The organism is Microbacterium halimionae (genome assembly GCF_011761265.1).
In the GTDB taxonomy this organism is placed as follows: Bacteria; Actinomycetota; Actinomycetes; order Actinomycetales; family Microbacteriaceae; genus Microbacterium; species Microbacterium halimionae.
The window spans coordinates 1,049,667-1,065,987 of the sequence record NZ_JAAOZB010000001.1; the positions used below are offsets into that span (position 1 = coordinate 1,049,667).

14 protein-coding genes are annotated in these 16,321 nt (G+C 61.6%); 6 read left to right on the forward strand and 8 right to left on the reverse strand.

Features of this window, described 5'->3' with window-relative positions; all coding sequences use genetic code 11:
* Positions 1-33: 33 nt before the first annotated feature.
* Positions 34-657: a hypothetical protein gene (locus FHS06_RS04940; protein ID WP_167046199.1), complete on the forward strand. Its 624-nt coding sequence runs from the start codon at positions 34-36 to the stop codon at positions 655-657.
* On the opposite strand, the gene FHS06_RS04945 is transcribed toward FHS06_RS04940, so the two are convergent.
* Both FHS06_RS04945 and FHS06_RS04950 read right to left on the reverse strand, forming a co-directional pair.
* Positions 654-1,769, reverse strand: coding sequence for a nucleotidyl cyclase domain-containing protein (locus tag FHS06_RS04945; RefSeq protein WP_167046202.1), 1,116 nt, complete (start codon positions 1,767-1,769; stop codon positions 654-656). The two genes, FHS06_RS04940 and FHS06_RS04945, sit on opposite strands and share 4 nt — an antisense overlap.
* The gene (locus tag FHS06_RS04950) at positions 1,766-3,442 is read right to left on the reverse strand and encodes a sensor histidine kinase (protein WP_167046205.1); all 1,677 of its coding nucleotides are present in this window, start codon (positions 3,440-3,442) and stop codon (positions 1,766-1,768) included. The genes FHS06_RS04945 and FHS06_RS04950 overlap by 4 nt, the downstream gene beginning before the upstream one ends.
* Positions 3,443-3,571: 129 nt before the next feature.
* Between FHS06_RS04950 and FHS06_RS04955 the strand changes: the two genes are divergently transcribed.
* Complete coding sequence (locus FHS06_RS04955; protein ID WP_167046208.1) at positions 3,572-4,300, forward strand: fructose 1,6-bisphosphatase; 729 nt, start codon at positions 3,572-3,574, stop codon at positions 4,298-4,300.
* Here FHS06_RS04955 and FHS06_RS04960 read toward each other — a convergent pair.
* Positions 4,275-5,201: a hypothetical protein gene (locus tag FHS06_RS04960; protein ID WP_167046211.1), complete on the reverse strand. Its 927-nt coding sequence runs from the start codon at positions 5,199-5,201 to the stop codon at positions 4,275-4,277. The genes FHS06_RS04955 and FHS06_RS04960 overlap by 26 nt on opposite strands.
* Positions 5,202-5,488: 287 nt before the next feature.
* Between FHS06_RS04960 and FHS06_RS04965 the strand changes: the two genes are divergently transcribed.
* On the forward strand, positions 5,489-6,973 hold the full coding sequence (locus FHS06_RS04965) for a glycosyltransferase family 2 protein (RefSeq protein WP_167046214.1): 1,485 nt from the start codon (positions 5,489-5,491) through the stop codon (positions 6,971-6,973).
* Positions 6,974-6,986: 13 nt separating this feature from the next.
* Here FHS06_RS04965 and FHS06_RS04970 read toward each other — a convergent pair whose 3' ends face one another.
* On the reverse strand, positions 6,987-7,994 hold the full coding sequence (locus FHS06_RS04970; protein WP_182486525.1) for a response regulator transcription factor: 1,008 nt from the start codon (positions 7,992-7,994) through the stop codon (positions 6,987-6,989).
* Between the two features lie 77 nt (positions 7,995-8,071).
* On the reverse strand, positions 8,072-9,106 hold the full coding sequence (locus FHS06_RS04975) for a glycoside hydrolase family 6 protein (protein ID WP_310734857.1): 1,035 nt from the start codon (positions 9,104-9,106) through the stop codon (positions 8,072-8,074).
* Between the two features lie 104 nt (positions 9,107-9,210).
* Here FHS06_RS04975 and FHS06_RS04980 point away from each other — a divergent pair, with 104 nt between their 5' ends.
* Complete coding sequence (locus tag FHS06_RS04980) at positions 9,211-9,642, forward strand: VanZ family protein (protein WP_167046217.1); 432 nt, start codon at positions 9,211-9,213, stop codon at positions 9,640-9,642.
* A gap of 235 nt (positions 9,643-9,877) precedes the next feature.
* On the forward strand, positions 9,878-10,723 hold the full coding sequence (locus FHS06_RS04985; protein ID WP_167046220.1) for a universal stress protein: 846 nt from the start codon (positions 9,878-9,880) through the stop codon (positions 10,721-10,723).
* A 70-nt stretch (positions 10,724-10,793) separates the two neighbouring features.
* On the opposite strand, the gene FHS06_RS04990 is transcribed toward FHS06_RS04985, so the two are convergent.
* Together FHS06_RS04990 and FHS06_RS04995 are read right to left on the reverse strand one after the other, a co-directional pair.
* Positions 10,794-12,611: an amidase family protein gene (locus FHS06_RS04990; protein ID WP_243845253.1), complete on the reverse strand. Its 1,818-nt coding sequence runs from the start codon at positions 12,609-12,611 to the stop codon at positions 10,794-10,796.
* A 56-nt stretch (positions 12,612-12,667) separates the two neighbouring features.
* The gene (locus tag FHS06_RS04995; RefSeq protein ID WP_167046226.1) at positions 12,668-13,405 is read right to left on the reverse strand and encodes a cohesin domain-containing protein; all 738 of its coding nucleotides are present in this window, start codon (positions 13,403-13,405) and stop codon (positions 12,668-12,670) included.
* 247 nt (positions 13,406-13,652) lie between these two features.
* Here FHS06_RS04995 and FHS06_RS05000 point away from each other — a divergent pair, with 247 nt between their 5' ends.
* Entirely contained in the window at positions 13,653-14,663 is a 1,011-nt protein-coding gene (locus FHS06_RS05000) for an adenosine deaminase (RefSeq protein ID WP_167046229.1), read from the forward strand.
* On the opposite strand, the gene FHS06_RS14305 is transcribed toward FHS06_RS05000, so the two are convergent.
* Complete coding sequence (locus FHS06_RS14305; protein ID WP_167046232.1) at positions 14,660-16,321, reverse strand: sensor histidine kinase; 1,662 nt, start codon at positions 16,319-16,321, stop codon at positions 14,660-14,662. The two genes, FHS06_RS05000 and FHS06_RS14305, sit on opposite strands and share 4 nt — an antisense overlap.

Genomic DNA, 16,321 nt, shown 5'->3' on the forward strand with positions numbered 1-16,321 from the left:
GCGACGTCTGTACTTCGATGGAGAGAGGAAATCATGCAGTCAGTCCGGAGAGGCGCCGCGGTTGTGCTTGCAAGCGGCCTGCTCGTCACGGCGCTGACCGCGTGTGGTCCAGCACCCTGGAACCAGGCAAGTTCAGCTTCGCCAACACCGACGTCGACGGCCACCGCTGTGCCAGCGCCTGTCGAGAATGATCTTTCGTCGGGCTCTACCGAGCGCGAAGTGACGGCTGGTGCTGTCGCCGCAACGATCAACTACTGGTCGACGCTTTCAATGGATCAGTGGACAGCGACATCGCTGAAACCCATCAGCCTTTCGATGTCAACGACGGTGACGCCCAATGACGGCCAGAAGGTCTATCTTCAGCGCGCTGTAATGGTTGCCGTGCCGGGGAATGCGACGGAGACGTTTGCGGCTCTCGATCCGCAAATCGACGAGTCAAGCGTGAATCCGGGCTATCTCGTGCTTGACCCATACAGCTACTCTCAGACGTTCAACATGGGAGAGGTCCCTGCGGGGGCAACCTTTGTCACGGTGCAGTTCACCTACGATTTTTTGGTTCAGGCTGCGCCTGATTCGACAGAGTTCGCCAAGCAGACAGCGACCGATTCGCTCACGATTGCGATTGCGGCGTCTCCTGCGTCGGGAACCGAAGGCTAAATCCGGTCACGGTGCCAGCGGTCGCCGCCCGCGGCGGCGGCGATATCGACACCAATGCGTGCTGCTCGTTCAAGTTCGCTGAAGTCGTAGCCCGCGGTTTCTACGGAGCTCCACCCCACGCTTGCCGATACCTGCAGAGATCCGTCGGCGGGCGGCAGCGATAGCTCGGCAAGGAGCTTTCGAACGTATTCTCGCGTCACGGGCACCGTGCGGGGGACAAGGGCTACCACAGTTCCTGCGGAACGTCGGCCAATATCGGCATCGGCGGGGACCATCTGACGCACGAGCGACTCAAACCGGGCAGCAATTCTGGCGAACCCGATTTCACCAGCTGCATCACGAATATCGGCAATATCGTCGACGCGCAGCATGAGAAGAGCCCACGTGCGCTCGTCGCGGTCGCGCGCGCGCACGAGGCGTTCCGAAGCCGTCGCGCGAAACCTGGCCCATCCGGCGACCTCGCGGATTTGGCCGGCCGATGTTCCTTGCGCAAGCCACAGCAGGCTCACCACGATGCAGATCATGTAGCCAAGCAATCCGAGCCCGTTCACCAAGCGTGCAACTGCCAGCGGATCGGTCGCTGATGCGGGAAAAAACGCGCTCATTAAACCGATGAGGGCGAAAACAACAAAACCGATGGACGCCACGGTCAGCGGCAGCAACATTCGCTCGCGACGCTCAGGAATCCGGCGGAGCTCCACGATTGTCAAGCCGCAGAAAACGGCGACGACTGCGAACGAAAGGCGGAAGGCGAGGGCGTATTCAGCTACTCCGAGCGGGAGCGAGAAGGTGATTGCAAACACGGCGCCGACAGGGGCGACGGCCCAGATGTATGGTCGGGCTCCTCGCCAGGAGCGGAGCCCCGACCAGATCAAGATCGGTGCTCCCAAGAGCAAGGCGAGACCGATTCGGCGCAGCGTTTCTGCGCCTGCCGCTTCAGCTCCTACGGTGAGGTAGACGGATGAGATCGCGAGAACGAAAGCCAGCGCCCACGCGAGCGTCGCGCGGCTCGGACGAGGAATGAACCCAAGACCCACCATCAGCACGGTGCAGAGTGAAACAACCACGAGCTGAGCGGACCCGATTCCGCCGTCACTTGTCAGTGCGGTCATTGGCCGTCTTCCGCTCCGTCGTCGGCGAGCGGGAGTCGCACGGTGATTCTGGTACCGGCCCCCGGCTCGCTCTCGACATCGAGAGCGCCGTCGTGCTCGGTGATGATGTCACGCGCGATTCCCATGCCGAGGCCGGTGCCGGGTGTTGAGCTTTCACGTGCTGTTTCGGCGCGAAAGTAAGGATCGAACACTTGGGGCAGATCTCGTGCTGAAATTCCAATGCCGCTGTCGGTGATCGTCATCACAGCGGCACCGTCGTCGACGGTTCCGGAGATCTGGACGGTTCCGTCGCGTTGTGTGTATTTGATGGCGTTGCTCAGGAGGTTGTCGATGACCTGACGGAGCCTGAATCCGTCGCCGTGTACGGGTAGCGGCTGCGGTACCGAGATGCTGACGCGGACGCCCTGCGCGACGGCCGAAGGCTGGAACGACTCGAGTGAACTCTCGAGGATGCGGCGAGCGTCGACGCGCGAGTATCCACTGTCGACTCGTCGCGGTTGGGTGCTGGTGAGAATCTCACCGATCAAGGTCTGCATGCGCTGGCCCGCGTGGTCGATCACTTCTAGCTGCTCGCGTGTGCTCGCGGCGAGTCCGTCGTCTTCGAGCGCGAGTTCTGCGTGCCCGATGATGGCGGTGAGCGGGTTTCGGAGCTCATGCGAGACCACGGTGGCGATATGCTCGCGGGCACGCTCGGCCTCAATGAGATCGGTGATGTCGTGCACGATGAGAAGAGTTGAGAGCGGCTCGCTACCCAAGTTGTCGAGGATTCGTGTTGACGCCGAGAGTGCGTGCCACTTGCCGTTGCCATCGAAGAGCCATACCCGCTCATCTTCGAAGACTTCGCCGCGTATCGCTCGCGCCAGCGGCCGGCGGAGCTCTGGAAGCGCTTCGCCCCGAAGCGCCGCATACTCGACGGCGCGGCCAGGTTGTGTCGGATCATCGCGGTTCAAACCGTAAATATCGGCGTACGTGTCGTTGACGGCCAGAATGTCGCCGTCAAGGGCGAGCCGCGCGATGCCGACATCCAAGGCGTTCAGCATCTGTGTGACGCGGCGCTCTTGGGAGCTCACGCGCTGAATGGTGCCCTGTTGGCGAGATGACTGGCGGCGCAGGAGCTGCTTGAAGGCACGCGTCTGTCTGGCCGCCTGCCAAGACGTGAGACCGATGAAGGTGAGCGAGAGGATCACGATCACGAGTTGGAGCGTGAGGTTTCCGTTGGGAGGTGAAATCGCAGCTTCGCCGACCATCAAACCAGCAACACCGAGAAGCGCTGCAATAAGAGCCGGAAGGGCGAAGTGCGTCGCAATCCAAAAGATCGGAAAGACCCACAAAAAACCGAACTGGAGGTCGTTGGCTGCGACGAGGAGCCCAATTCCGATGATGTCGCCGTACGGCAGCACGAGCACGGCATCCCGAGGAGCGTGCGTCCACGGCACAAGCAAAGCGGCGGCGGTAAGCGCAATGATCATCGCGAGTCCGGCGGCATAAGTCCAGCTCGAAAAATCATCGGGGCTGAGGATCTGCACGACCGCAGTGATGCAGACGACACTGCCGGTCAGGACGAGCTGTGTGAGCCAGATTGACCGCGTTCGCGCGGTCGGGCCCGGAGCACGCACGACTGGTACACCTGTTGTGTGCGCCTTGCGCGCTGTCTCACCCCCGCTGGCAGCCATAGTGTTGAGTCTAGTGAAGCTAACGTATACTTCCCTCGCCGCCCTCTGCCCGTGCAGCTTGCAGGATGACGGTGTGCCCGACCCGTCTTGAGGTAACCCGAACACCTCACCACTGAGGAGTGGATCACTGTGAGCCGTACCCCGTCTTCCCGACTTGCCCGACGCAGCTTAGCCGCAACTTCTGTCGCCCTGGCCGGCGTGCTGTCGCTGAGCGGATGTGCGCAGGTTGTTGATGCGTTCAATCAGCTGGGCGGTTCGTCGACCGAGGCAAATGCGTCGACCACTGTGAGTACGCCAGCGCCGAGCCCGTCGGCTTCGATGACTTTCAACTCGCAATTCACCTACGACGGATCGGTGTCACTGTCGACCGATGTTGCCAACGACCTCGAGCTGACTCTCGATGTCTGGGCATCTGACCCGAAGCGCACACGTGAGTGGTGGCCCTCGAACGAGAAGACGTTTGGCTTCGCCATCAATGTGCACGACAACCTCGTTGATGAAAAATCTGTGCTGAAGGAGAAGCGTCGAGTGTATATCTCGTCGATCTCGATCACATCGCAGACTGCGCAGACCTCGGGCCAAGTGCAGAGCCCGTTCCAGTTTTCCGCGGATCCCCGCACTCTGGTTCCCACCGACACGCTTCGCAGTAGTCGGGGTCTCTTGCTCAACAGCTTCCAGGGCGGCCTTTACGTGCCTCTGACGACAATTCACCAACTACCAGAAGACACCTATGGCCTGACGCTTGAGTTTGCGATCGAGATATCGGTCGAAGGCACAGCTGACACCGACTCGAGCTTCACCCAGCAGACTGTGTACCAGTATCTGCCGATTGCTATCTTCCCGGACGGAACCGAGTAGCCGTCGCGTCACGAACAAACGCCGTCACGTCTGCGGGCGTGGACAGATCGTGGCACTCGACAGTGAGAATTAGCGGTTCTGAATAGATTGCCGTTGTCGCCTCGAGCCGCTCGACCTTTAGTGCGAATTCGGGACGAACACTGGTTTCACAATCGAGGCCAGAGCCGGGTGGAACGATCGCTATGACGCGGCCGTCGTCGTGGGAGGATGCTTGAGCCGAGCCGACAAGGTAGTCTTCGACGGCGTCAAAAAGTGCATCTTGGATAGTTCGGGCGTAGCTCGAACCCCGTCCGACACGCACCACGGTGAAATTCTCGATCGAGAAAACGACGGCGCTCGATCCCTCGGGAGAACCATCGGAAATACCGGGTTGCGTGGACGTGGGAGAAAGCGCACGCAGCAGTCGCACAACGCCGATCGTCACGAAAATAAAAACGACAATTCCGGCGATGGTGAGCCGGCGAGTGGCAAACAGGTCGGCGCCGTCAGCGCCGCGGAACACCTCTATGACGAGGCGAAGCCCGAGCAGCATCGCGAAGGTGACGGCGGTGAATGCAATCATCCTGGTTCCTGGGAGGGCCGACAGTGGAGTCTGTCTCGCCTCGAAGAACACCGCGATAGAAAACCCAGCCATCGCCAACAGCTTCACCGCAGCGGCCGGCGGTAGTGGAATGAGCAGTCCCAGCACGTAAACGGTGAGTGGCAGTGTCACCGCGAGCAACAGGCCACTCCATGCGCGCACGTTTACGATGCGTAATGCGACCCAGATCAGCCCTGGCGCCAGCACCATTAAGGCATCGCCGAGGGCGATCGCGAGGTCGGTATCAGTGAAGAAGTTCAGCGCGTAAAACACTGTCGACATCAACCACGCGACACCGGCGAGCGCAGTGTATTCGGCCACAGTGCGGCGCTCTGATGCCGTGCCTCGAACGCGTCGAACCGTGATGAGAATCACGCCGGCCGTCGCCGCGAGTGCGATGAAGCCAGAAAACAGGGGGGTGAGCAGGTGCAGGGTGTCCTCCGACGGGTAATCGGGAGTGTCAATCTTGCGGGAAAATTGCGCTTTCGTGCAGTCAAGCCTGCGCCATCGCTGCGGGGAGTGTAGCAGTCTGTTTCTTGCCGGACGATTTGGTCTTCGGCACGGGACATCAGAGCGGTGTTACCGCTTGTATGCGAGGTGAAGAATCCATGTCGAATGTGCGCAACCGCATCGAAGCCCCGGCTAGGTCGTATGAAGCCCCATTGCACGCTCAAGAAATCGTCGGATCGCCGTTCGAAGGCGAGTTTCCCGAAGACTTCGCGGCTGTGCTTGAGAACTCCACGGGGCACCGGTCAACTATCGGATGCGTCATCCCCGCGTACAACGAGGAAGAGTCGATCGCCGATGTCATCGAGGCGTTGCTGAAGCAGACTCGTGTTCCCGACGTCATCCACGTTGTTGTCAACAACACTTCTGACAACACCGTGAAGATCGCATCGGAGTTCGCTGGCCCTCACGAACTCAAGAGTGACGAGGGAGACCAGTTCACCGAGGTGTTCGTGCACGACATTGGTAAAAACCCCGACAAGAAGGTCGGCGCACTGAACTACGGCTACTCGCTCGTCGAGGGATGCGATTACCTCCTCGGTGTCGACGGTGACACCATCGCAAACTCACGTGCCGTCGAGTACCTCGAGACAGAAGCCGTGGGAGATTCTCGAATCGGTGGCATCTCCGCGATCTTCACGATCGACGATCGCCCTATCAAAGGCGGAGTCGGCAAGTTCTTGATTGCCGGACAGCGCACGCAGTTCGCCGCATTCAACCTGCAAAACCTGCTCCGTGGTCGCAATATGGCTGTTCTCGGTGGGCAATTCTCGATCTTCTCGACAAACGCGTTGCGTGACGCGATGAAGCAAAATCACCAGACAACACCGTGGGTGAAAGACAGCGAAGTGGAAGACTCGCTGCTGTCACTGCAGATCAAGAGCGCCGGGTACCTCACCAAGATCAGCCCGTATGCTCGCGCCAACGTCGGCGGCATGACCACTTTGAAAGGCTATGACGCACAGCAGGTCAAGTGGACCTACGGTGCCATCGAGTTGATGTGGCCCGGACAGCGCGGCGACACTAAGGGACAGCCTTTCCACCCCAACCTGCGTCTGCGGTGGTTTGAAAACTTCGGCATGCTCACCAACCTCTTCGTGCGAGTTGCCTTCGTGATTCTGCTGGCAGGCTCGCTCTCGATCGATGCATTCATCTTCTCAGCGTGGTGGTTGATTCCACCGCTCGTGGCAATGGCGCTCAACCTTCGTATTGCGCGAACAATGACGCACTGCGATAACCGAGATGTGCTGTTCGCTGTTCTGCTGTTTCCTGCCGAGATGTTCATGTGGGTGCGGCTTGGCCACTTTCTTCGGTCCTGGTCACGCTTTCTTTCGAAGAAGAAGGTCGATAACTGGGCTGCCCAGGCGAAAGCCGAAAGCGGTGGCGGATCGCTCGGCCACTGGGCGCCCCTCCTGCTTCTTGCCGCGGTTCTCGTTGCCATGGCCGTCGTATGGACCCTCATCGGTCCGGTAGCGCAATCGACAATCCTCTGGATTGGATGGCCGATCGTCGGCGTCGTCACAGTGCTTCAGACAGTGGGCATGTTTGCGAAGCTGCTGCGTCGCCACCACGGTTACAAGGTCTAGAACTGCTTCAGAGCTAGACGCCCGATATAACCTCGGCAGTGAGCCGGTATCCGACACCCCGGACGGTTTCGATGTACCGCGGGTTGGCGGGGCTATCGCCGAGTTTGCGCCGAAGGTTCGTCATGTGCGCCTCGACCGCGCGTTTGTCAGCTTCGCCAACGAAGTACGACGTGACGTACGACTCTCCGCGCAGCACCAGAGTGAGGTCTGCTTTGCTGCGCACACGTCGCTTCGACTCCATCAGCGTCGCGAGCAGATCGAACTCGGTGCGAGTGAGTTCGACTTCTTCATTGCCGACAACAGCAATCCGTGTTTCCGGGTTCACCTTCAGGTCGCGATGCGACATCCAGGACCCACGGTGCGGGTGCGTATGTGCGACTTCGGCCTCGGCCCCGGTATTGACCGGCTGTGCATGCTGGACGACAGCGGAGCCAGCGACGGGCTGTGCGATCGGGAAGGTTTGTGGAACCTGCTGCGTCGGCGGGATCTCGTACAGTGTCTGGTCGTATTGTTCGGCGCTGACGGCTTCGCTGGGTTGGGGCAGCGTCGCTGCTGGCGCCTGCGGGGGAGACTGCGGTCGAGCTCCTGGAAATGACGGGCCCACGCTATCTTGTCGTGGCGCCTGTGACGTCTGCGTCGGGCGAGGGCGACGCATGAGCGCTTCGACGCGAGCACGGAATTCGCGCGGACGGAATGGCTTGATGATGTACTCGTCGGCGCCCGCGCCAAGTCCGAGGACGACGTCGGCCTCATCGGTGAGCCCAGTGAGCATGATGATGAAAGTGTCGCTCTTCGCGCGAATACGGCGGGCGGCTTCGAAGCCATCGATACCTGGCATATTGACATCAAGCGTTGTCAAGAACGGCTGGTATGCAATTACCGCGCGGACGCCGTCGATTCCGTTGCCCACTGAAACTGTCGAGAAACCTGCGGCCTCCAATACTTCAACAAGCAGGTGGCGCACATCGGGATCGTCTTCGACTATCACCGCCGTTTTTTGCACCGCTGCGTCGTCGGTCATCTGGGCCTCACCTAAGGTCGATTGATCTTCGTCATTGTTCCATACCGGCGGAGTAGACCGGTGCTCTGCCACGAGTGTTACTGCACCACGTTCGTCGTCAACTCGACCGCGCTTTCAGGCCACCATGCTCCCGCGACTGGACCGCCGTTGCACTCGCCGTCGCTTTCCCCCGGGGGCTTCACCCAGAGATTTGTGTCGACGACGTCGTCACCGTAGGCGCCGCCGGCAGCTCCGATCAGCTGCCCTGACGGATTGCACCAATCCGATTCGGCCTGATCCGCGCCGTTTCTGGATGTGTCAACGATGGCGTGGCTACCGCCGAGCGCATCCGAGATCTGGTGCGCATATTCGAACTCAGCGTAGGTGGGCTGATAGTTGGACACGTTCGTTGCAAAACCGCGGATAGCGTCAGAAACGTCGACCTGCTGGATGAGGCTTGCCATTTCGGAGGCGGGGAGCCAATTTGAGTGTCCGCCGTCGAGGTAGATCCACGTGTTTGTTCCAGCGAGCCGATCGACGGCGTCGTGGAGCTGCGTCATCCGTGCATTGACGTTGTCGCACTGCGGAGCGAGAGCCAAGCTGTCGGGCTCAAGGATGATGATCTTCTGAATGTCTGCTGCGCCAGCACTCGAGAGCGCGGAACCGATTTCAGTTGTCCACGTGTCGTAGTCGGCATCGTCGAGTCCACCCGCGGAGTATTGCCCGCAGTCGCGCTCGGGGAGTCCGTAGATGACCACGGCAAGCGCTGCGTCTTGATCACGTGCTTCGTTGGCCAGATTGAGGACGCGTGCACCGACATCACCGATGGGATCGAGCTCTGGCGTGAGCCAATAAGCGGTGGGAGCTGCTGCGAGGTACGCCGCGGCGGCGAATTCTTCCGTGCCCTCAGATGCGGACTCTGCCGCGAGGGAAGCTTTTGACTCCGCCGGGGCGACGATGGTCGTTCCGACCCCGGGAGGCTCTGCGTTCAAGAGGCTGAGTCCTGTGGTCACTGTCCATCCGATCGCGGCGATCACGGCGAGAATAATGACGAGTGCTGCTGCGACGATACTGATCCACACCCAGCGCGGGAGACTGCGTCGGCGTCGCGACGCGGCGGGTGCAGTGGTCACTGTGAGACTCGATCCGGGGAGGCCGTAAACAGGGGAGGCTTTGAGGATAGGATAGCTCCCCACGATCGTGCTGGCTCAGCACGGTGGGCGAGACCGGGAGTCCGATGAACGCGAACCCGACCCCGCGGCATGGGAAAACAGCATCGGTCTGGCTGGCGTTCTACCTCGCCGCGCTGACCGCAATCGCTATCTGGCCTGTTCCGGTGGACTCCGGCGCGGGGCCCTTGCTGAGGTTTGTGCAGCGCCACGTGCCCTGGGCGACATATAGCCGGGTAGAAGTTGGTGCGAATGTGCTGCTCTTCGTGCCGCTCGGGCTGCTCCTGATGTTGATCTTGCGGCAATCTCGCTACCTGGTCCTGCCGTTATGCATTCTTGCGACAGTGACCATCGAGTCCGTGCAGGCTCTCGTGCTCGACCAGCGGGTCGCGAGCCTGATGGACATCGTGGCGAACACCGCGGGAGCCTGCCTGGGGATGCTCCTGATTGCCCTGGGCGAGGGGATACGCACCCGGAGGACCCGAAACGCGTCGAGTTAGCAGAGCGACCCCCTCAAGCTATAGAAGGGGGTGGCTTGAGGGGGTCGCGAGCATGCGGTGCGGATCGTGGGTTGCGCAAGGGGGTGCAGGGCCAACCTCTCGCCCAACGTGGGATCGTCGGGCAACGATCCCTCGGCAACGGCATGCAGGGTAAAGAATAGGGGTTGTCGCTCAGGGCGCGCAACGCCGTACGCTGATGTCGACAGCGCGCCCCTCGAGAAAAGGAACCCCGTACATGAGCGAGACAATCATCGTCGGTGTGACGGAGGCGGCCGCCTCTCAACGTGCCCTCGACTGGGCTGCGCACCGCGCTGCCGCCGATGGTGCTGATCTGTTGCTCTCATGCATCGTCGGAGGTGCTGTCGGCGCCGTCGGCGAAGACGAGGTCTTGGCGCGCGCAATGGATGCCGCAGCTGTGCTGCTGGATGCTGAAATCACCCGCATATCGGCGCTTATTCCAGGGCTGTCTATCTCGACCCACGTCGGAAGCGGCAATCCCACAGAAGAGCTCATCGAGGGATCGGCTGACGCCACGCTCCTCGTGATCGGCATCGAACCAGGCGCGCGTGGTCGCGCGGGTCATCATGGTGCCCGCATCGCCGCCGGTGCGCACTGCCCCGTCGTCGTCGTGCCCAGTGCGACGGTAGGAGAGCAAGGCACGCGTCGCGGTGTCGTTGTCGGCGTCGACGGCTCAGATGTCGCGCTCACCGCTTTGCAGTTCGCAGCCGCTGAAGCAACACGCCTGGATGAACCTCTCATCGCTGTCTCGGCCTGGATGCCGGTGTTCGTTTCGGGTGACTTTGGAATGTACCCCGACATGTATACGACTGACTTGCAGGGTATTACCGAGGCGCTCGTCGGCGACATGGTCGAGAAAGTGCGTGAATCTCATCCCGATCTCGTCGTAGAGACGCGCATCGAGGAGGGTGACCCGGCGACGGTCATCAATGCCGCCGCAGAGAGTGCGCTCATGACCGTGATTGGCACGCATGGGCGCTCCGGGATCGCGCGCTTCCTGCTCGGATCCGTCAGCGAAGAAGTGATCTCACATTTGAAAGCGCCCACAGCGGTCGTCCGCTGACACGTTAGGCGTAACGCACTTGGGGGCCCGAGTCGGGTGGCTCGGGCCCCACAGGTTTATACGGGGCTCGTTACTGCGTGAGTGCCGGGTAGAGCACAGGTGTGGTGCGGGCGTGGGTTGCCTGCTCGAATGAGTAGGTCAGACCCAACAGCGTGCCCTCGTCGAAGTCGCGCCCGAGGAACTCGAGGTTGACGCCGGCGCCGGTGGTGGTGGCATCCGCTTCAATCGCCTGGCCCATCGGGACGGTGACCGATGGCATGCCCGTGTTGGGGCTCAAACGCAGGTTGGTGCTCTGGGTGCCATAGGGCGTACCGCTCGGGTAGATGAGCGAGTCAAGGTCGTTGTCGTTGAGCAGCGCTGTCACGAGTTCTTTACCCTTGGCGAGCTGGACTGTGTGGGTACCCTCGGCACCCGCCCAGTTCTGGTACGTCTCTTCGGTGACCGCTTCGCGGCTCTGGTACGTGCTCTTGCGGGAAATCACGTAGTTGCCGGTTTCAAGGATGCCGGTAATCGATCGTGCCGTGACGTTTTCAGCGAGGTGAGTCTCGATGTACGAGGCGAGGTCGTGCTTGAACTCGTTGGTGCTACCGCTGCCCTCGCCCAGCACCGCGCTGAAGCCTGTCGGGGCTGCGACCTCGACGACAGTGGCTCCCTGTGCTTCGAGGGTTGCCTTCGCCTCAGCGAACAAGCGTGCCGTGGTCCTGTTGCCCCCGACCATCGACGCGACGTAGCCGATGCGTGCGCCTTCGAGAGCGTTTGAATCGAGGTACTCGGTGTAAGACGCCGGTACGAGCCCTTCTTGTGCGCTCGTGACGGGGTCTGCCTCATCGACGCCGACAACAGCATCAAGTGCCACAGTCGCGTCGAGGACGCTACGAGCCATGGGGCCACCGGTGTCTTGCGAGAGCGCGAGCGGAATGATGCCGTCGCGGCTCGTCAGGCCAACGGTGGGACGGATGCCGACGAGCTGGTTGTAGCTGGACGGCACTCGAATCGAGCCACCCGTGTCGGTGCCGAAACCGATCCCCGCGAGGTTCGCTGAGATCGCGGCCCCAGTGCCGCCCGACGAGCCACCGGCCGTCTTCGAGGTGTTGTAGGGGCTTGCGACCAACAGTGTGGAGCCGGGCTGCTGGAAGGATGAGAATTCCGAAGCGAAGCCGTACGCGAATTCGTCGAGGCTTGCCTTGGCGAGGATCACGGCGCCCTCGGCGCGAAGACCTTCGACCATGGCGGCATCCGAGTCGGTCTGGTTTTCGTTCCAGCAACCACAGCCACCGGTGGTGACCATGTCGATCGTGTCGTAGTTGTCTTTTACCGCGATCGGCACACCGAGCAGCATGCTCGTCATGCCGTTTGTTGCGCGCTCGGCATCGGCGGCAGCGGCAGCGGTGAGGGCTACATCGCTGACCGTGATGATGGAGTTCAGCGGACGTTCGCCTTCGGCAACCGCGGTACGGTCATAGGCCGCGATGCGGTCCATGTAGCTCTGCGTGATTTCGACCGACGTCGTGACGCCCGCGTTCATAGCTGCCTGCATGTCGATGACGGATGCCTCGATCAGCTCGAAGGGGCCGTCGTCGTAGATCATGCGCTGTGAGAGGGCCGCGATGTCGGCAACGGTGATGACGCTGTCGGCGTCGGTGTCGATCGCGGCAATGGCTGCCCAACCGGCGACTGTTGACGTTGTGCCGAGAGCGGCAGCGGCGACACTCAAGTCGTCGGTTGTGACCTGCTCGTCACCGGTGAGGTCAAGCTCCGTGTAGTAGGGCGTGAGGATAGGGGCGGTTGCATCGGGTTCTGCCGCGACGGCCGGTATAGCGATGAAGCTTGCCGCTACCGTGCCGACGATCGCCAAGCCGGCGAGGGCGCGCCGAGAGGGGGATGTCAACGAAGTTCTCCTGTTCGAAGGAAGAGTGCTCGAGAGTGGGGTGAGGGGCGTGTTGTTCATTCGGTCACCGCCCGGCGACGGATGAGCAGTACGACTCCAAGAGCGATGACAGCAACGGCGACGCCGCCGACAACAATCCACGGCATCGCGTCAGCGCCCGTGGTCGCAAGTGGGTCGGCGTCGGAGGCCACGGCGGCCGGAGTTGCACTCACGGTCGGCTCGGCTTCGGGAGCTGATGCCGAGGGAGCGGGTGTCGCCGAGGGAACGGGAGCTGCTGCGATAGCGACGGTTGTCGCCGCGACGTCGGCGACTGTGACGCTATCGCTCGTCGAGCTGACAAAGGTTGCGGCGCTGAGCGAGAGGTCAGCGGAAGTCGCGCTCAGGGCCGTGAACTCGAACGACACAAGCGTGAGGTCGGTGTCGGTCAGCCCGGGCGATGTACCGAGGCGTGTGTAAGTGAATGAGACAGACCCGGTTCCTTCGGTGACGGAAGAGAACCCGCCGTCCGCGAACGTGGCCGAAACGTAGTCGAGAGCCGCCGGGTCAAACGTCAGCGTGAGGGTCGAGGCGTAGAGGTCTTCCACGGTGGCAGCCATGATGGTTCCCGTCACAGCGTCGCCGACGGTGGCAGATGCAGGCGCGGTAATAGTGATCGTGTCGGTGACGGGTGGAGCGGCGTTGGCCGCGGGTGCCAGGATCAGCGAGGTGCTGATCGCGGCGGCAAGCGCGAGAACCAGGGCGGCGCCGCGCGCGCGAGCGCGCCGCATTCGTCCTCGGGGCTGTGTTTCGGGCATGGGTGCGGGTCCTCTCGATGGGGCGGACAGGAGGTCGCGCGAGCGCGACGATTACCCCGTTGCGGCTCGTGCTGTCTTGCCGCCACGGGGGCAGGGAACACACCGTTTTATGCGGCTGGAAGTGGGGGATGAATCGCTGGTGTGCTTGCTGCGAATGTAGCGGGTCGCGAGGCGTGAATCAGTCGGTTCAATCAGATAGAAATCTGCCGAAACAGAGATTTAACGTAAGACATGGTGAGGTAGGAGTATGGCTCGATCTCTCGCTGCATTGCCGAAGGCTGAACTTCACATTCACGTGGAGGGAACCCTTGAACCGGACCTCGCGTTCGAGATCGCGCAGCGAAACGGTATCTCGCTCCCGTACGACAGCCCCGACGCGCTGCGGGCCGCCTACGACTTCGTCGACCTCCAGAGCTTTCTCGACGTGTACTTCATTGCGGGCGGTGCACTTCTTACGCTCGCGGACTTCAGTGATCTTGCGCTGGCCTATCTCGAACGTGCCCATCAGGATGCTGTTGCGCACGTCGAACTGTTCTTTGACCCGCAGGCACACGTCTCGCGCGGTGTTCCGCTCAGTGACATCGTCGGGGGGCTCTCGGAAGCGCTCGCCGAAGCTCACACGCGGTGGGGCATGAGCGGAAGTCTCATCGCCTGCTTCTTGCGAGATCGCCCGGCGGCGGAAGCGATGGCAGTGCTGGATGATCTCATTGCTCTCAACTCACCTGACCTTGTCGGTGTCGGGCTCGACTCGACTGAGGTGGGCTATCCGCCGGCGCTGTTTCGCGATGTCTTTGCCCGTGCTGCGGACGCGGGGCTTCACCGGGTATCGCACGCGGGCGAGGAAGCACCTCATACATACATCACCGAGGCGCTCGAGGCATTGGGCGTTGAGCGAGTGGACCACGGTGTGCGCGCCATCGATTCTCCGGAACTCGTCCAACGCCTCGCGCGTGAGGGCATCGCGCTAACGATGTGTCCGCTGTCGAACAAGCGACTGCAGGTGACCCCGGATCTGAAAGATCATCCGCTTCTCGTACTCGTTGAGCAGGGTGTGAAAGTGACGATCAACTCTGATGACCCCTCATATTTTGGTGGCTACATCGCTGACAACTATGAGGTTGTCCGCGAAGTGCTGGGACTAACAGATGAGCAAGCTGCCGACTTCGCGCGCACGTCGATCGAGGTGTCTTTCGCATCGCCATCACGAAAAGCTGAACTGCACACTCTCGTCGACGAGTGGCTCGCTGAGGAGGATTAGATTCGCACCGGCACTTCGAGGGTCGCTGTCGTTCCGGAGCCCTTTCGGCCGCTGATGCGGATTAGTCCGCCGTGCGCTGAAAGTATGGCGCGTGCCGCGGGCAGCCCGAGCCCGAAGCCCTGAATGGCATTTTTGTGCGCGTGCTCTGTGCGATAGAACCGCTCGAAAACTCGTTCTCGATCCGATACTCGGATGCCGGGACCTCCATCGTGGACGGATATCTCGACGATCCCCGCCACCGTGCGGCACTCCACGTCAACGAACCCGTTGTCGGGCGAGAACTTGATGGCGTTGTCGATCACATGACCGATTGCTTCAGCGAGCTGAGACTCGTCAACCGAGGCGACAGCCGATTCAGGTAGCTCAAGCGAAATGTCAATGCCTCGGCTCGCCGCTTTCGGGACGTGGCCGGCAGCAGCACGAGCGACGACATCAGCGATGTCGGCGGGTGCGAGAGCGAGACTCGGCTCAACATCGGAGGCGTGGAGGAGTTCCGTGACTCGATCGACGAGGCGCTCAACGCTCTCTTGCACGATACTCAAGCGTTCTTTCGCTGGCACCGAAAGGGAGTCTTTCGTTTCTTCGGACAGGAGATCGAGATGCCCGACGAGCGGAGTGAGCGGACCGCGTAGTTCGTGCGATGCGATGCGGAGGAAATCATCACGCAATCGACGAGAACGAACGATGTCGCTCACGTCGTGCGCCACGACGAGTACACCCAGCAGTGAGCCGTCCGGTCGGCGCACGTGCCGCGAGAATGCAAGGTATGCAGATTGCTGGTCGTCAGCGCCGACCCACGTGATGTGGGGTGCGAGCTCATGGCCACGCCACGCAGCCAGCAGGACTCGCTCGGACTCGGCGAGCGGTTCATGTGCGCGCTCATCGAGCACCATTGCATTCGGATCGAGGTGAGGGTTTCGAAGATCGATGATCTGACGCTCAGCAAATGTCTGCGCATTCCCATTGGCGAAAACGAGGTTTTGCTGGTGGTCGTAAAAGACGACTGCTGAGTCGATCACGCTCAGGATGGTGCTGTGGATAGTACTGTCGTCGCGCTGGAGGCGATGGGCCATATCGCGCTCTCGCCGAAGGAGTTCGTTGTCGGACCGCTGGCGATCGCGCACTCGGGCCCCGAGCCGCGTCGCGAGAACGACGAGCATGATGGCGCCTACTGGCAAGAGGGAGTCGAGGAGGTTGGCGAGCGTGGACGGCCACAGGTCTGTCACCGCGAGCGGAATCGCCCATACGGCGAGCGTGCTGACAGCTGCAGTGACTACGCCGTAGCTGAAATTCGCCGCGATGAGCACCGCAGGCAGGGTGACGAACACTGTCGTCGAAGGGAGATCGGTGACGGTGGCGGTGCGGAGAGCAACTATCGCGGCGATGTCGGTCGCAAGTACCGCAACCGCCCACTTCGGCTCGAGGCTCTGGCGCTGTGCGGTAATCGAAACAACGCCCGCTAAAACGAACAACGCCGTGGTTGCGACGACGACCGCGACTATCGCGGATTCCGCTCCGAGCGTGCACATTGCCACTGCGACCAAAAGGCTGCCGGTCGCGATGATGAATTGGGTGGCTGAAAGTGCGGGTCCTGGGAGCCTCGAGTAGAGGGCGTCCCGCGCAACATCCGCGGCGGGGCGGTCCGTCGCAATGCTCAC